Raw genomic sequence first — 2000 nt, 5'->3', positions numbered from 1 at the left:
GCCGCGCAGAGCGCGCCCGCCGGGCCGCCGAGCGCCCCGAGGCGCTGCGCCGCCTGCTGCCGCAGGCCCTCGTCGTCGCGTTCCTGGCGGGCGGCACGTCCGCCTTCGTCGCCCACGACAAGGCGGTCGAGCTGACAGTCGACGGCACGCCCCGCACCCTGCACACCTTCGCCGACGACGTCGGCGAACTCCTCGACGAGGAAGGGCTCGAGACCGGCGCGCACGACGTGATCTCCCCTTCGCCGCGGCAGGCCCTCGCCAACGGCGACGACGTCTCCGTCCGCCACGGCCGTCCCCTCGCCCTCACCCTCGACGGCGAACGCCGCCGGGTGTGGACGACCGCCCGCACCGTCGACCAGGCGCTCAAGCAGCTGGGGGTACGGGCCGCCGGGGCGTACATCTCGACACCCCGCAGTACGTACATCGGGCGCGGCGGCATGGAGTTGGACGTCCGCACGGAGCGCGCCGTCACCTTCCTCGCCGACGGGCGCGAGCATCCCCTGCGGACCAACGTGGCGACGGTGCGCGAGGCGCTCGCGTTCGCCGGCCTCGAACTGGCGGGCCTGGACACCACCTCCGTGCCGCTGGAGAGCTTCCCGCGGGACGGGCAGACCATCACGGTCATGCGGATCACCGGCAGCGAGAAGGTGAAGGAGGAGCGGATCCGCTTCGAGACTGTCCGGCAGGCGGACCCGCTGCTGAGCCGGGGCACGGAGGTCGTGGCGCAGGCGGGCAGGCCGGGCGTCCGGCGGGTCACCTACCGGCTGCGGACCGTCAACGGCGTGCGGGAGAAGCCGCGCCGGATCGCCGTGGAGGTACTGCGGCACCCCGAGAAGCAGATCATCCGGGTCGGCACCGCCCCGTTCCCCCGGTCCGTGCAGGGTGCCGACCACCTCAACTGGGCCGCGCTGGCCGAGTGCGAGTCCGGCGGCAACCCCCGCGCCCAGGACGCCTCGGGGAACTACGGCGGGCTGTACCAGTTCGACATCCACACCTGGCACGGTCTCGGCGGCGGCGGCCGGCCGCAGGACGCGCCGGCGGCCGAGCAGACCTACCGGGCCAAGAAGCTGTACGTGTCACAGGGGGCGAGTCCGTGGCCGATGTGCGGCCGTAAACTGGCGCGGTGACCGCAGCTCCCGACCCCGACCCGGACCCGGACCGCGATTCCGACCGCGATTCCGGCCCCGGCACCGACCGCGACGCCCATGCCGCCGCCTCCGACGCGCTGCTCGGCGCCGCCGACATCCGCGAGCTGGCCGACGCGCTGGGGGTGCGCCCGACCAAGCAGCGGGGGCAGAACTTCGTCATCGACGCGAACACGGTGCGCAGGATCGTGCGCACCGCGGACGTGCACGCGGACGACGTCGTGCTGGAGGTCGGGCCCGGCCTGGGTTCGCTGACCCTCGCGCTGCTGGAGGCCGCCGACGGGGTGACGGCCGTCGAGGTCGACGACCAGCTGGCGGCCGGGCTGCCGGCGACCGTACGGGCGCGACTGCCGCGCCGCGCGGACCACTTCACGCTGGTGCACGCGGACGCGATGCGCGTGACGCGGCTGCCCGGCCGGCCGCCGACGGTGCTGGTCGCCAACCTCCCCTACAACGTGGCCGTTCCGGTGCTGCTGCACATGCTGGCCACCTTCCCCACCCTGCGACGCGCCCTGGTCATGGTCCAGTCGGAGGTCGCCGACCGGCTTGCCGCGCCCCCCGGTTCGAAGGTGTACGGGGTGCCGTCGGTCAAGGCCTCCTGGTACTGCGAGGTGAAGCGGGCGGGCGCGATCGGGCGGAGCGTCTTCTGGCCCGCGCCGAACGTCGACTCGGGGCTGGTGTCGCTGGTGCGCCGCGACCCGCCCCGTACGAGCGCGGCCCGGGAAGAGGTCTTCGCCGTCGTCGACGCGGCGTTCGCCCAGCGCCGCAAGACGCTGCGCTCGGCACTCGCGGGCTGGGCGGGCTCGGCGGCGGCCGCCGAGCGGGCGCTGCGGGCCGCCGTGGTCTCGCCCCAGG

2 protein-coding genes are annotated in these 2000 nt (G+C 74.8%); both read left to right on the top strand.

The window, feature by feature from the left end:
* The coding region (locus ACRDP3_RS00080) for a ubiquitin-like domain-containing protein (protein ID WP_431514694.1) at positions 1–1127 on the top strand (1127 nt) is incomplete at its 5' end.
* Between the two features lie 98 nt (positions 1128–1225).
* Positions 1226–2000 (top strand): 16S rRNA (adenine(1518)-N(6)/adenine(1519)-N(6))-dimethyltransferase RsmA (gene rsmA / locus ACRDP3_RS00075; protein WP_431514695.1); only part of this gene is annotated, 775 nt, incomplete at its 3' end.

It is taken from the genome of Streptomyces sp. (genome assembly GCF_050698815.1).
Lineage (GTDB): Bacteria > Actinomycetota > Actinomycetes > Streptomycetales > Streptomycetaceae > Streptomyces.
The sequence above is the reverse complement of the archived record's forward strand: the minus strand, read 5'-3'. Positions and strand labels throughout refer to the sequence as shown.